This window comes from Streptococcus sp. HMSC10A01 (genome assembly GCF_001807785.1).
GTDB classification, from domain to species: Bacteria; Bacillota; Bacilli; order Lactobacillales; family Streptococcaceae; genus Streptococcus; species Streptococcus gordonii.
Window position 1 is genome coordinate 9,113 of the sequence record NZ_KV790965.1, and the last position, 12,368, is coordinate 21,480.

The window sequence follows — 12,368 nt, forward strand, 5'->3', positions numbered from 1 at the left end:
GACCCGTTTTCAGGGCAATCAAGTAGAAGCACTGAAGGATATCCACTTCACAGTGGATGAGGGCGACTATGTGGCCATCATGGGAGAGTCCGGCTCAGGTAAGTCAACACTCCTCAATATCTTGGCCATGCTAGATAAGCCAACAGAAGGCCAAGTCTTTCTGAATGGAACAGATACAGCGACCATCAAAAATAGCCAAGCATCTAGCTTCCGTCGAGAAAAGCTAGGCTTTGTCTTTCAGGACTTTAACTTGCTGGATACCTTGTCTGTAAAAGATAATATCCTCTTGCCTTTAGTGCTTTCTCGACGCCCCATCACAGAGATGATGCAAAAATTGGTCAGCACTTGTACTGAATTAGGAATTAATCAGCTACAAGAAAAGTATCCATACGAGATTTCCGGTGGTCAGAAGCAGCGGGTTGCAGTGGCGCGTGCTATCATCACTGAGCCAGAGATTTTGCTGGCGGATGAGCCAACAGGAGCACTGGATTCCAAGTCATCGGCTGCACTATTAGATGTTTTTGACGATATTAACGATCGGGGTCAGACTATTCTGATGGTAACCCACTCGACATCAGCAGCTAGCCGGGCCAAGCGGGTACTCTTTATCAAGGACGGCATCCTTTACAATCAGATTTTCCGGGGCGATAAGACCGAACGTCAGATGTTCCAGGAGATTTCTGATACTTTGACTGTCATGGCAAGTGAGGTGGGTGCTCATGATTAGATTAACCGGTAAGCTTGCGCTTTCCAATCTTGTGAAAAATCGCAAGCTCTATTATCCCTTTGCCCTCGCGACCTGTCTGGCAGTAGCTATTTCCTACATCTTTTTCTCTTTGACCTTTAATCCCCATTTGGCAGAAATGGCTGGAGCGAGTGCCGTTTCCATGGTCTTGGCTCTAGGATTAATTATTGTTAGTATTACCACATCTATTATTGTTTTTTATGCCAATAGTTTTGTCATTAAAAATCGGTCCAAAGAATTAGGGCTCTATAGTATGCTGGGGCTGAATAGATTTCATCTCTTTATCATGATGATCATAGAGTTGATAGTCTTTGGGCTGGTGACACTCATAATTGGTCTGGGGCTAGGTCTCTTGTTTGACCAGTTGATTTACGCTTTATTGCTGAAAATCATGGATCTGAAGGTTGTTTTGACTTCAACTTTTCAACCTCTAGTACTATTCCTAGTCACTTTCTTCTATGGCTTTGTATTTTTCTTCTTGATGATTAAAAATGGCTTGTATTTGAGAAAATTAGATGCACTCCAGCTTGTCAAGGAAAAAAATAGTGGTGAAAAGAAAAGTCGTTTCCTAGGACTGCAAACCATTTTAGGTTTAGCATCTCTTATTTATGGTTATTACTTAGCATCAGGAGTAACCAATCCAATAGCAGCAATCCTTGTGTTCTTTGTTGCAGTTCTCTTTGTCATTTTAGGAACGTATCTTCTCTTCAATGCTGGAATCACGAAATTTTTACATTTCTTACAAAAGAGAAAAAACTATTATTATCAGCCCAATAATATGATTTCGGTGTCCAACTTGATCTTCCGAATGAAAAAAAATGCTGTTGGTCTGGCAACAATTACAATCTTGTCAACCATGGTTCTGGTGACCTTGTCTGGCGGTGCTAATATCTATGCTGGTGGAGAATATATGCAAAATGCCATGTTCCCTCATGATATCAGCCTACAAGGAAAGGGTGTGAATGGTCAGCAAATAGATCAAGTCTTGACAGAGTTTGCTCAAGAGCAGAACTTATCAGTGACTAAAAAAGCTGTCTATCAGTCCTATACTATGGGAGTCAAAAGTCTAAATGACAATCAGCTGGACTTATACCCAAGTACTCAAAAAGCAGTAGCGCCCAATATCTATATCTTGGCTGTCTCTGAAGCGGTTTATCAAGACATGACTGGAAAGTCACTTAATCTTGGAGAAAATGAAGTGGCAGTATTCCAACAAGGTTTGAAACTGCAAGATCAAGAAACGCTGACAATCGCTGACCAAACTTTGAAAATCAAGAAAGTATTAAAAGAAGACTTTATTTTTGGTCATTTACCAGATCAGATGAATATGATTGTTCCCGGGAAAATCTATATGGTGGTGAAAGATCCAAGTAAGATCTTCGCTGGCTTGATGGAAAAATATGCTGTCAATAGCAACTATTACGGAGGTCTGAATCTGGATCTGCCAAAAGACCAGCAAAGTAAATTGAGAGACGCCTATCAAGAAAAGCTCAGCACCTATAATACAACCCTGCCTGAAAATCATGCTGTCTATGGATCAATTTCAACCTCTGATAAGCAAGAAATCAAGGGGATGCTGGGAGGTATGTTCTTTATCGGAATCTTCTTATCTGTCGTCTTTATGCTTGGAACTGTACTCATTATCTATTACAAGCAGATATCTGAAGGTTATGAAGATCGAGATCGCTTTGTGATCCTGCAAAAGGTCGGTTTAGATGAAAAACAAATCAAGCAAACCATTCGTAGACAGATCTTGATAGTTTTCTTCCTACCTTTGGCCTTTGCCTTTATCCATCTAGCCTTTGCTTACCATATGCTAAGCCTCATCTTATCAGCTCTTGGAGTACTCAATGCTAGCTTAATGTTGGCAGTAACCTTGGGAGTCTGTGCAATCTTCTTTATCAGCTATATTATTGTCTTTGCGATTACATCACGTAGCTATCGCAAAATCATTTCAATGTAAGAAGTTGGGAATTTCCCAACTTCTATTTTTATGGATGGAAGCAAAGTCAAAAGTGATGTTGCTATTTCTAAATACGGAAACTTGTGATATAATGAACCGTCTATATTTTGGAGGAGATGGTGATGGATATTTTTCGTAAAAAAGATGTCAGCAAGTCTAGGACTGGGATGAAAAGACATCTAAAGATTCACGATTTGATTTTATTAGGAATTGGAGCTATGGTGGGAACAGGGATTTTCACTATCACAGGGATTGGAGCAGCCAATTATGCTGGTCCGTCCTTGATTATTTCGATTATCATTTCAGCGCTTTGTGTGAGCATGTCAGCTCTTTTTTACGCTGAATTTGCTTCTCGCATTCCGGCCAATGGTGGGGCTTATAGCTATATCTATGCTGTCTTCGGTGAGTTTCCGGCATGGATTGCTGGCTGGCTGACTATTATGGAATTTATGACTGCTATCTCAGGTGTTGCTTCTGGCTGGGGATCCTATTTAAAGGGGCTATTGAGTGGCTTTGGCATCCAGCTCCCTACTGCCTTAAATGGCACCTTTAATCCTAAAGAGGGGACTTATGTAGATCTCTTGCCTATCTTGGTTTTACTTTTTGTCGCCGCAGTTGTCTTGTTAAATTCTAAAGCTGCTCTGCGCTTTAACTCAGCCTTGGTAGTTCTGAAATTTTCAGCTTTAGCACTTTTTGTTATTGCAGGTCTTTTCTTTATCAAGCCAGAAAATTGGTCTAACTTTGCTCCTTTTGGTTTTGGTGAGATTTATGGCGGGAAGGTCGGTATTATGGCTGGGGCTTCGCTCATGTTCTTTGCCTTTCTAGGCTTTGAGTCCATTTCTATGGCGGTCGACGAAATCAAGGAACCTCAAAAGAATGTTCCGCGTGGGATTGTCCTGTCCTTAACCATTGTGACCATTCTTTATATTTTGGTGACCTTGGTCCTGACAGGGATTGTTCACTATACTAAGCTTAATGTTTCAGATGCGGTAGCCTTTGCTCTTCGCAGTGTTGGCCTTGGCTGGGCGGCAAATTACGTTTCAGTTGTGGCGATTCTGACCTTGATTACCGTTTGCATTTCCATGACCTTTGCCCTGTCTCGAATGATCTACAGTATTGCGCGTGATGGTCTCTTACCTCGATCATTTAGACAGTTGACCGAGACAAGTCGGGTACCAAAGAATGCAACGATTTTAGTAGGGATTGCGTCAGCTGTTTGTGCGGGTATTTTCCCCTTGGCTAGTATCGCATCTTTCCTCAATATCTGTACCTTGGCCTATCTAATTTTATTGGCTCTTGCCATTTTGAAATTACGCAAAGATAAAGGGATGCCCCAAGCAGGTGAGTTCAAGACTCCTTTTGTTCCGGTATTGCCATTTTTATCTATTATCATCTGCCTGTCCTTTATGACCCAGTATACTAGGGAAACCTGGCAAGCTTTCGGTATTGCTTTACTGGTGGGGAGTCTGATTTATTTTGCATATGGCTACAAGCATTCTGAGATTTATGCAGATCATTAATTTTTATCACAGAAATATTAGACAGAGCCGTTTGTAGCTCTGTCTTTTTTGACAGAAAAATCAGATTGATATGAGAAAGCAAAAGTTTTCCAAATAGAATCTTTCGTCTAAAGAAAATCGGAAGAAGAACGGTCACCTGAAGACAGCAGGGAAGGCTACTTTTCTGATATAATAAAATGTAAAACGAGGTGACAAATGATTCGTAAAGTAAAACTAAGTGACGCCGCAGCCATTCAGCGACTTAATGCTGAGAGTCTAGGATATGATTTTGATAGGGAAGAGACGGAGGCTCAACTGAAGAGACTGCTAGAGACTGACCAGCATTTGATTTTGGTAGCTGAAGAAGATGGACAGGTCATAGGTTACGCTCATGCGGCTAGCTACGACTGTCTCTATTTCCCGTCCTTGCTCAATCTCTTAGCTTTGGCCGTCGCTCAGGATTTTCAAGGGAAGGGACATGGCAGAGCGCTGATGCAAGCTTTGCGTGAAGAGGGAAAAGCAGCAGGCTACACAGGAATTCGGATTAATTCAGGCATTTCCCGCTCCGCAGCCCATGAATTTTATCGCAGTCTTGGCTGTAGCGAAAAAGCAGACCAGAAACGATTTTATTGGGAGTTTTAGAGAAAAGAGGAGTAGATGATGATTGAACCACTATCTCAGCAGCATGCTTTAGAAATTGCTAATGACTGGCATTACGAGGCGCCCTATGATTTTTATGATATGAAAAATGATTTGGAAGATTATGAAGAAATAGTCTCCCCAGAAGCGCGTGGAGACCGTTATTATCAAGTCCTTAGAGAAGGAGAACTCTATGGATTTTTCTGCTTGGAGCAGAAAGGAGAGCGAAATTTGGAGCTTGGTTTGGGCATGAAGCCGGAGCATTGTGGAAAAGGTCAGGGCGCTACATTTCTGCAGGAAATTCTGGACTTTATCATAGAAAATTTTGCGCCCCAAGTCATAAGTCTATCAGTGGCTGACTTCAATCACCGAGCCCAGCAGCTTTATCTCAACATGGGCTTTGAAGTGGTGAAGCGCATTCCGCAGGAAAGCAATGGCGATATCCATCTCTTTGTGGAGATGAAGAAGGGTATCTAATTTTAGATTAAATTGCAGAAGCAAGATAAGATGAAATTGAACTTTCTGATTATAAAGGCATTTTAAAACTGTGGTAATTTTATATGAGAAAAATAATTTTTATTGGACAGAGCGGTGATGAGGCTGTCTACTATAATACACGAACGAGAGAGGCCTTAGTGGCGAGTAAAAGTGCCCTCTTAAATACAGAAGGCGCAAGGAAGTCCAATAGGGCCATTATTCCTTTGATGTTACTTTTTGCGTTATTTGGTGGAGGTGTTGGACTTGCTATTTTTTCCTTTACTTCTCCATTTAGATTAAACGAGAGGATGATTCCAATCATTTTACTAGCCATATTTTTAGTTTTTGTTGGAAGTATTTATATGTTGGAAAAAGCATTGTATAAAAATGTTCGTTCCACAGTTTTGGCAAACGAAGAACAATTTAAAGCTGCAGTGAATGGAAATTTATTTTGGGAAGGATTTTCCGATAAGAAAGCAACATTAGGTAAAATTTTCTTTTTCTCGTTTGTTATCTTGGTTCTTCTGTTTTGTTTAGGAATTGTGAGTCTATTTGGAATACCAGGAATGCTCATTCCCTATTATGAACATAAATGGTTTGATCTTTCATTATTATTTTCACCAATAGCAGGGGTGCTTCCAGCTGTGGTCGTAATTGCTCTGTTCCAAAACAACCCTATCCGCTGGCTCTTAGCTGTGCGGAAGTATGAACAAGGGAAAGTGATATTTAAGGAAGAGAAGTGATAGGAGGATAGGATGAAAGATAGATACTTATTTTTCTGCTTCTTCCGTCCCTAATGGTATTAGGAGATACAATGCAATGATTTGATCACAAAAGGAGTAAACTAATATGAAAAAAATTATCCTAAGTCTCTTCGCCCTCCTTGTAGCAGGTCTCTGTATCTTTGGTTTTCTGAGATATAGAGATTATGACTCCCTAAAAAACCCAATTGATGAAATCTATTATGCGAGTGTTCATTATAAAAATATTCTGGGCTTGCCAGATATGAGTAAGATCATAAGAAGTAATACGGCATATGTAGGTGAGCCGGCCTGGATATACTATCGCCGAGCTAAACCTAGTTTGGCAGATGATGAAGATTTGCAGCTATATATCAATTCCGATGGTTTGCTTGCTGTTCTATATAGTAAAAAGTTATCAGGAGATACTTATCTCAACATTGACTATGTATATGAGAACGGTTTCGTTAAACAAAATGTCTCCATTGCTTTCTCCAAAGTTTCGGATTTTACTGTTCAAGCTTTTATTAATGAATCTAAAAATAGGGGCTATGTCAGGACAGCAGATGAAATTTATCGCTCTATTGGAGGGGGAGAGCCCCCGCGTAAGAGTCTAGTGTCAAAAGAGGAGATCTTGGACTATCTGAAGGATTACGATATTGATCAGGCTTGGTTGGCTGAAAAATCTGACCAAATTCTCTACACTTATTTTCTAGATATCTGGTTTAAAGAGGGAAGTCAGCGCTATTCAAAAGAAAATATGGGGAATTTAAAAGTGAAGTACTCTGAAACAATAGGGAAAGAGTGAGTATGCCATGCTGCAAGACAGAATTTAATAAGTTTCTTTCACTAAAAGAGTTATACAGTTTTTCGATTCAAAGTTGAATCATCATAAGACAGTGTAGCTCTTAGATGATATTAATACGAAATTGAAATAGATCGGCTATCGCTTTATTTCCGTTAGAATCGGTATGGTATTTTTCCCTTGTTTGAATTGGCTCACAATCAAAATGATTTACTGATTGACAGAGTGGTAATTTTTTGGGGAACGCGAATGCGTAAGAGATTTTGATCTGATAGTTTTCTCTCTCAAGACTGGTATAATATCTGTAGAGATATTAAAACACTTTCTACTCCCTATTTAGCTAATGTAATTGGGAATTTCTTATCAACATCTATGATGAGATCAGACATGATAAAATTGAACTTTCTGATTATAGTGATCGATGGGAACCATGGTGATTGAATCTGAGGAAAATAATTTGTTAAGCAGAAGAGGTACACTAGATGACCAAAACTCTAAAAGACATATGTAAAATTATCATTTGTTTAATATCTATATTATTTATTTCGGCTTGTTCTTCACAAGAGAAAAATGAGAAATCAAGTAATAAAAAGGAGGCTTATCAATATACAATTTATAATGCTAATGCAGATATTCAAAATGTTGAATTTATCCATAATAAAAACGGAATCGTTGTTGAATGGAAATTTGATGAAAACGAACGTAAAGAATCAATTGCGTCTCCGGATTCATCAGATTGGGTTAGGGTAAATTCAAACTATTTGGTTAGGCATAGAGAGCGAGTGAGAGGGGTTGTTCCGTCTAAAAAAATGAAGTCGGATGAATATGCCTATCTAGATATCTTTGATTTAACCAATAGAAAAGCTACTAAAAAAGAAGTTGACGTTTGGAAATTGATGGTCAACTATTTGAAAAATGACAATATTGAGTTGCATGAGACCTTACCAACCCTTAGAAGAATAGGTAGCAACGACTATGTTGTACTTTCAATAACCGAACAGAAAAAATATCGTTATTTTTTACTAAATTTAAAAACTCTTAAAATAGATGCTGAGAAAACTGAGCAAGAGTTGAATGAGAAAAATAAAATAGATCTCATGTTGGGCACGAAAGAGGCTCTTAGAGCAGGTGTGGAACCTTTTGATAATGGATTTTGGAAATCTGAAGATTATAAGGGGGACATCAATTTAAGAAATTCTAACTCGTCAGCCTTCAAACTATTTTCCAAAAAGGACAGCTTTGCTTATAAAGTAATTCATTCAGAGAATGGGGCCATTACAAATGGTAAGGAGCTCATTGAACTCGAAACAGAATTTTTGAAAACAGGAGTATCTGTTTATGATGGATTATACTTGCCGGGTAAGTGGAGTACTGAAGGGCAGGATACAAAAATTATGAGCTATGAAGATATTCAGAAATATTATAACGGCAAGTTTGGGGAAGAATAATGAGCACATTCTTGGGTAACATTTCATATCTCAAGCAGAGAACTAAATTACGCAAGGCTCATCATCGTCTAATATAATTACTAATGCCCAGTAATAAATTTGTAAGTAAATATCAATAAATAAAAGGAGAAAATCATGACATTTGAAGAAATTCTTTAGAATGTCTAGGAACAGCTTGGAATAGGCGTTTATATGCTTTGTTTTTGCGGACTTTTTTTAAAAATGTAGCCACAAATAACCTTTGACAATCTCCATTAGTCCATAAAAAGGTGAACAAAAAAAGACCTAAAATAGGTCAATAAATCATGAGTTCAGCAGGCAAGAAACTAGCACCCTATAAGGCGCTAGTTTTTATTCTTTGATTCATATAGTTCTTCTAAAAGTTTGAAAACATTAATAGTTGGAATTTGTACATTTTGAATGCCAAACATTCCAGTAGTTGCTGATATATAAGATCTAATATAAGGATATAACATACTGATCATATTAGGAAAATACTTCTTAAAAACATCTAGTTCTGAAGTTCTATCGGTATCAGTAAATATTCCTTGAACAACAATTTCAATGTGAAAAGGTTTGTTGTTTTCTATAAAATTTTTATCAAATAGTTCAACGGAAAGCTCCACAATTCCTGAATGAATATCATCCTTTGCCAACCCTGGAGTTGGTAAAATTGAAATATCAACATCTTTTATATCTGAAATATCAATTGCTTCGTTGATTAAATAATTTAAAGATTTAACTCTAACATTTTGTAAAATTAATTCGCTATTTGTACTCATGCAGCATCACCTAATAAATTTGCTCTTATAGCTTTAAAACCTATACAGCTATCATCTAATCTTGGTGTAATTGAGAATTCAAATTTAGTTTGATTGATACTAACTTTTGTCTTTATCGTTGGAATTGTAATTTGATTTAAGTTAGACAAGTATTCACTTGGTAATTGAGTTTGCTCATATTCCTCAACTAGTCCATTGCTATAAACTATAAATGGATTTTCTTGTTCTACTTCAAAATGAATATTTGCACTATTTAAAAGTCCTATTAATTGTTCTTTATTTAACATTTTTTACCTCCTTTACGTACCTATAGAAATTAATTCTATATCCTCGAAAGGTATTATACTTTGATCAGTAATACATAACTGGTCAGATAACATTTGAAATCCAGCACTAGTTGTTCTTGTATCGGTTGAGTTGAAAGTTCTGTGGATAGCCTTATATCCTTCATTTGTTTCCAAGAACATATCAATCATTTTGCAATTTTTTTCATGTATATCTTTAAATTTGATAGTAATGTTCTCACGTTTCAAGGATTTAAAGAATTCTCTAGAAAAATCATCAAGTTTATTCAGGTCTTTTTCGGTATTTAAATCTAATAATTCTGATTCTTTAAGTTGAACCTCGAATTTTAAAACGACTGGACTTGTTTCTTTATTAGGTCGATTATGATTTGCCCACCATTTGGCTTTTTCATAATCGTTAATAAAAAAATAAACCCCTTGACCTAACCAATGATTTGATCGCTGTTTGAACTTAAATACCTGAGAAGATAGGATTTCGGTAGAATTAGTTTCGCCAGTACCGTGGTAACATTGATATCTAATCAATTAACAACCTCAGTTTTCGCAACTCAAATATAAGTTTGTATTTTAGTATATAGGGTGATTTTCCTATACATCTCATTGTAACATAAAATAATCGACTCGTGTATTAATTTATCCATTCTGAAGAGATTTTTTTACTATTTAACACTTTTTTTAACATTTTTTTAGCTCTGTTCATATCCTTGGTACGAAATAAAGCAACAAGGATGCAAATATTATGCCTCAAATACCAATAAGACACCATCATGATACTTTTTAGCAAAGTCTAATAAGAATTCCATTTTAAGACGTTCGTAATCGGATTTATCGATATGAAAAATCTTGTAAAGTTGAACCAAGGTTTTTCTGTTCCTTGACTTCGTTGTGAACAAATTAGCGAATATCTCACGCTTTACCTCGCTCAGATTATCTCTGTATGCTTCGATTTCTGCAACTATCTCTACAGCCTTATCTTTGAATGCTCCATCATCATTTTCTCGTACGGCTAGTTTATGAAGTGACTTATAACTTTTAAGGAAGTAGTAAGTTCTCCTAGTTGTTTCTAACTCATTAATTTTCATCTTTCACAGAGTTTATGTTTTTGTAAGAATCAAGCCACTCTTTTCTTGTTATCGTATGGTATGGCTCAGAGTCATCATGATAAAGCGGTTTGATTCCCTTGTTCACTCGAATATAATCTATTCTATCTTCCACGGTTGGAAAGAATATCATTTCTTTATAATCATCCGAAATGGTTCTTCGATCCCAGCTAACATCCATATTATCAAATATGATGATACTATCTTCAGTAAATGTTCTTAATACCGCCAAGGCTTCATGGTCTAGATAATCCTTGCCATTTACATTTATATACTCAAGCCCTTTATTAGATTCAGATATAAAGACAAGGCCACCCGTTTTCATCTTTTGCATCTTCTTTAGTTCCTCAATTTTCTTTAACAGATCTCTTTTTGCCAACTCTAACCCCTCTTATCGTCAATGCTGATAACTGTTTCTAATTCTTCTAGCTTTTCTATAATTGCTTCATTTTCGTATGCTTTATACGCAAATTCAAGAATAGTTCTCGCTGATTGTTGCCGAGCATACGGGCTGATAGTAGGATCATTCATGATATTTGTTAAGACTTCCACAGCCTCCACAGCAACATTATTCAGCCTGCTTGTAGCCTGTTCCATCGCTTGGTTTCTCATCTTACGGTATGCACTTCTTACCGTGGTTTTAGCCATATAACTCTGTGCTGTACGCCTAGAGATTCCTACTTTCTCGCAAGCCTCGCCCACAGTTGGGGCAAGCATTAAAGCAGTTAGAAACTTTTCTTCTTTTACCGTTAAATCTTCCATGCCTACCCCCTCTCTAACGGACATTCTGAGGCGATTTCAGACAATGTTAAAACCCATTCTCTTCAAAGTAACGCTCGATAGCTGTTTCATAAAGTTCCAAGCTTAATTCTGCCGTAGCAAGTAACATATTATCGCCATTAATTAGAAATTCGCTGTGAAAAGTTTTTGCTTGTTTCTTCAAGAACTCAGCTAATTTCTCTATACGATCTTTATTATTGTATTTCTCATAGTCAAAGAATGTTAAATCTGTATGAGATTCAGCGATCTCACTTAGCTTTTTAATTGCTAGTGGTTTGTTCTTGTATTTCTCTAGATATTGTTCAAACTCCTCCCATGAAATATCTTTTGTACTTTCAAGAAGCATTAATTCAGCCACATCATCAGCAGTCACGCTATTCTTTTTTTCTTCGAGTGCTTGCAGTTGTTTGGTGCGCTCTTGCTCAATATTGGCCATGATCTTATTATAGGTTTTCTGTGAGTACGTTTCTCCCTCATTCTTGAGGTCTGCTAGTTCGATTTGTGCTTGTTTGCTCCCTTTCATACTCTCAGCAACCTGTTTTTTTAGTTTCTCCTGTAACTCAATGTAGGAGCGCATATAGTCTACTTTCTTGTTTGCAAATGCCTTGAGTTCGCTCTTAATAGTTGTATACGTCATTTTTTTCCTCTTTTCCGTACCTATTCAAAAAACCGAGAATGAAACCCCATGAAGCAGTACTAATCTTCATGAAGTGTTTCACCCTCGGTTGTTCCGATAGATACTATTTAATTGTTTCAGCCTTTTCAATATAGCATACTTTGCCATCTTGATAGACCAGTGTGAGTTTCCTGTATAGGGGAACCTTTACATTTTCTATTATACCATTTTTTAAATAAAATAGGTAGCCATCTTCCATTTTTTCGATTAAAATTTGTTCATGCACGTTTGTTCTCCTTTCATTGTTACTTTGGTAACCTTTTGTTACCAAAAATGTAACGTCTATAAACCCAATGGTATCAAGGGATTGAGTCACATTTGTTACATGTTACATTTCTTTTCTTACTTGCATTATATATTTAACTTCAAATACTATTCTTTTTTTATCTTTAGATTATCAATAAAATGT

16 protein-coding genes are annotated in these 12,368 nt (G+C 37.1%); 8 read left to right on the forward strand and 8 right to left on the reverse strand.

Annotation, left to right across the window (positions count from 1 at the left end):
• The 8 genes from HMPREF3108_RS01640 to HMPREF3108_RS01675 form a co-directional block, all read left to right on the forward strand.
• Window positions 1-727, forward strand: a 727-nt coding sequence (locus HMPREF3108_RS01640; RefSeq protein ID WP_070493273.1) for an ABC transporter ATP-binding protein, incomplete at its 5' end; no start/stop codon positions are given.
• The gene (locus HMPREF3108_RS01645) at window positions 720-2,708 is read left to right on the forward strand and encodes an ABC transporter permease (RefSeq protein ID WP_070493016.1); all 1,989 of its coding nucleotides are present in this window, start codon (window positions 720-722) and stop codon (window positions 2,706-2,708) included. The genes HMPREF3108_RS01640 and HMPREF3108_RS01645, both read left to right, overlap by 8 nt.
• Window positions 2,709-2,830: 122 nt before the next feature.
• Window positions 2,831-4,228, forward strand: a complete 1,398-nt coding sequence (locus tag HMPREF3108_RS01650) for an amino acid permease (protein WP_070493019.1) — start codon at window positions 2,831-2,833, stop codon at window positions 4,226-4,228.
• A 195-nt stretch (window positions 4,229-4,423) separates the two neighbouring features.
• Window positions 4,424-4,849, forward strand: coding sequence for a GNAT family N-acetyltransferase (locus tag HMPREF3108_RS01655; RefSeq protein WP_070493022.1), 426 nt, complete (start codon window positions 4,424-4,426; stop codon window positions 4,847-4,849).
• A gap of 15 nt (window positions 4,850-4,864) precedes the next feature.
• Window positions 4,865-5,323, forward strand: a complete 459-nt coding sequence (locus HMPREF3108_RS01660) for a GNAT family N-acetyltransferase (RefSeq protein ID WP_070493025.1) — start codon at window positions 4,865-4,867, stop codon at window positions 5,321-5,323.
• A gap of 83 nt (window positions 5,324-5,406) precedes the next feature.
• On the forward strand, window positions 5,407-6,066 hold the full coding sequence (locus tag HMPREF3108_RS01665; protein WP_048779773.1) for a hypothetical protein: 660 nt from the start codon (window positions 5,407-5,409) through the stop codon (window positions 6,064-6,066).
• A gap of 106 nt (window positions 6,067-6,172) precedes the next feature.
• Window positions 6,173-6,871 carry a TipC family immunity protein gene (locus HMPREF3108_RS01670; RefSeq protein ID WP_048779775.1) on the forward strand — a complete coding sequence of 233 codons (699 nt, stop codon included), beginning with the start codon at window positions 6,173-6,175 and terminating at the stop codon, window positions 6,869-6,871.
• 479 nt (window positions 6,872-7,350) lie between these two features.
• Window positions 7,351-8,316: a hypothetical protein gene (locus HMPREF3108_RS01675; protein WP_070493028.1), complete on the forward strand. Its 966-nt coding sequence runs from the start codon at window positions 7,351-7,353 to the stop codon at window positions 8,314-8,316.
• 344 nt (window positions 8,317-8,660) lie between these two features.
• On the opposite strand, the gene HMPREF3108_RS01680 is transcribed toward HMPREF3108_RS01675, so the two are convergent.
• The 8 genes from HMPREF3108_RS01680 to HMPREF3108_RS10785 all read right to left on the reverse strand — a co-directional run bounded on the left by HMPREF3108_RS01680 (window position 8,661) and on the right by HMPREF3108_RS10785 (window position 12,185).
• Complete coding sequence (locus tag HMPREF3108_RS01680; RefSeq protein WP_061599353.1) at window positions 8,661-9,098, reverse strand: protein-export chaperone SecB; 438 nt, start codon at window positions 9,096-9,098, stop codon at window positions 8,661-8,663.
• Complete coding sequence (locus tag HMPREF3108_RS01685) at window positions 9,095-9,385, reverse strand: hypothetical protein (protein WP_061599354.1); 291 nt, start codon at window positions 9,383-9,385, stop codon at window positions 9,095-9,097. Before HMPREF3108_RS01685 ends, HMPREF3108_RS01680 begins: the two co-directional genes overlap by 4 nt.
• A 12-nt stretch (window positions 9,386-9,397) precedes the next feature.
• Window positions 9,398-9,928, reverse strand: a complete 531-nt coding sequence (locus HMPREF3108_RS01690) for a hypothetical protein (protein WP_061599355.1) — start codon at window positions 9,926-9,928, stop codon at window positions 9,398-9,400.
• A gap of 212 nt (window positions 9,929-10,140) precedes the next feature.
• Complete coding sequence (locus HMPREF3108_RS10585; protein ID WP_061599356.1) at window positions 10,141-10,485, reverse strand: hypothetical protein; 345 nt, start codon at window positions 10,483-10,485, stop codon at window positions 10,141-10,143.
• Window positions 10,475-10,882: a hypothetical protein gene (locus HMPREF3108_RS01700; RefSeq protein ID WP_070493031.1), complete on the reverse strand. Its 408-nt coding sequence runs from the start codon at window positions 10,880-10,882 to the stop codon at window positions 10,475-10,477. The genes HMPREF3108_RS10585 and HMPREF3108_RS01700 overlap by 11 nt, the downstream gene beginning before the upstream one ends.
• A 2-nt stretch (window positions 10,883-10,884) precedes the next feature.
• Window positions 10,885-11,265, reverse strand: coding sequence for a replication protein (locus HMPREF3108_RS01705; RefSeq protein ID WP_070493034.1), 381 nt, complete (start codon window positions 11,263-11,265; stop codon window positions 10,885-10,887).
• Window positions 11,266-11,311: 46 nt separating this feature from the next.
• Complete coding sequence (locus tag HMPREF3108_RS01710; protein ID WP_070493037.1) at window positions 11,312-11,920, reverse strand: hypothetical protein; 609 nt, start codon at window positions 11,918-11,920, stop codon at window positions 11,312-11,314.
• A gap of 103 nt (window positions 11,921-12,023) precedes the next feature.
• Window positions 12,024-12,185: a hypothetical protein gene (locus tag HMPREF3108_RS10785; RefSeq protein ID WP_176744505.1), complete on the reverse strand. Its 162-nt coding sequence runs from the start codon at window positions 12,183-12,185 to the stop codon at window positions 12,024-12,026.
• Between the last annotated feature and the right edge of the window lie 183 nt (window positions 12,186-12,368).

Excerpts from the sequence above, each read along its gene's own strand:
- HMPREF3108_RS01675 (WP_070493028.1), top strand. The coding sequence starts at position 7,351 with ATGACCAAAACTCTAAAAGACATATGTAAAATTATCATTTGTTTAATA.
- HMPREF3108_RS01705 (WP_070493034.1), bottom strand. The coding sequence starts at position 11,265 with ATGGAAGATTTAACGGTAAAAGAAGAAAAGTTTCTAACTGCTTTAATG.
- HMPREF3108_RS01670 (WP_048779775.1), top strand. The coding sequence starts at position 6,173 with ATGAAAAAAATTATCCTAAGTCTCTTCGCCCTCCTTGTAGCAGGTCTC.
- HMPREF3108_RS01710 (WP_070493037.1), bottom strand. The coding sequence starts at position 11,920 with ATGACGTATACAACTATTAAGAGCGAACTCAAGGCATTTGCAAACAAG.
- HMPREF3108_RS01645 (WP_070493016.1), top strand. The coding sequence starts at position 720 with ATGATTAGATTAACCGGTAAGCTTGCGCTTTCCAATCTTGTGAAAAAT.
- HMPREF3108_RS01685 (WP_061599354.1), bottom strand. The coding sequence starts at position 9,385 with ATGTTAAATAAAGAACAATTAATAGGACTTTTAAATAGTGCAAATATT.
- HMPREF3108_RS01665 (WP_048779773.1), top strand. The coding sequence starts at position 5,407 with ATGAGAAAAATAATTTTTATTGGACAGAGCGGTGATGAGGCTGTCTAC.
- HMPREF3108_RS01655 (WP_070493022.1), top strand. The coding sequence starts at position 4,424 with ATGATTCGTAAAGTAAAACTAAGTGACGCCGCAGCCATTCAGCGACTT.
- HMPREF3108_RS01650 (WP_070493019.1), top strand. The coding sequence starts at position 2,831 with ATGGATATTTTTCGTAAAAAAGATGTCAGCAAGTCTAGGACTGGGATG.
- HMPREF3108_RS10585 (WP_061599356.1), bottom strand. The coding sequence starts at position 10,485 with ATGAAAATTAATGAGTTAGAAACAACTAGGAGAACTTACTACTTCCTT.
- HMPREF3108_RS01680 (WP_061599353.1), bottom strand. The coding sequence starts at position 9,098 with ATGAGTACAAATAGCGAATTAATTTTACAAAATGTTAGAGTTAAATCT.
- HMPREF3108_RS01660 (WP_070493025.1), top strand. The coding sequence starts at position 4,865 with ATGATGATTGAACCACTATCTCAGCAGCATGCTTTAGAAATTGCTAAT.